This is a genomic window from Pseudomonas sp. 05N434 (assembly GCF_056396965.1).
In genome coordinates this window covers 1-575 of record NZ_JBFTMK010001051.1, presented here as the reverse complement: position 1 = coordinate 575, position 575 = coordinate 1, and the positions used below count along the sequence as shown (strand labels likewise).

The following is a 575-nucleotide window of genomic DNA, read 5'->3' as shown; positions in this document are numbered from 1 at the left end:
GGTCTGGCGCGACCTGGCCGAACGGCAACGGCAGGTATTGGTCGGCTCGCAATTGCTCAAGGTCGACGGGCGCTGGGAACAGGTGGGCGAGGTGCGGCACCTGATTGCCGGACGCTTGAGCGACCTGAGTTCATTGCTCGACGGTATCCATGTGCGCAGTCGGGATTTCCACTGAGCCTTGGCGGTGGATATGTCACCTGCGCAGGAGCAGCTTGTCGCAGGGGCCGGTCGAGAATCAGCTATACCTCAATGAAACCATTGGCGTCGGCAGTGCTCGAAACAAACGGGCAGGCACCGTCTCCTCATGCTGTTGCACTGCCTGAAAACATGTCATTCACAAGACATAGGCCAGTCGATGCAGTTTCTAGACAATAGCCACGGTTGTACCGGTTGGAGCGGCGAAATGGCCGAACGCATTCGTGCGTTCGACTGGAGCCTGACCGAACTCGGACGCATCGACACCTGGCCCGGGAGTCTGTGCAGCGCGGTGCAGTTACTGCTCGCTTCACCGCTGCCGATGGTGATGCTGTGGGGCCGCCCCGGTTACATGATCTATAACGACGCCTACTCAAGAT

General features: G+C 59.3%; 1 protein-coding gene and 1 pseudogene. Both read left to right on the top strand.

What is annotated here, in order from left to right:
• A partial coding sequence (locus tag AC1DLB_RS31660) for a hypothetical protein (RefSeq protein ID WP_477786486.1) occupies positions 1–175 on the top strand: 175 nt, incomplete at its 5' end.
• Positions 176–355: 180 nt separating this feature from the next.
• Positions 356–575 (top strand): annotated as a pseudogene (locus AC1DLB_RS31655) (hybrid sensor histidine kinase/response regulator); the annotation flags it as partial.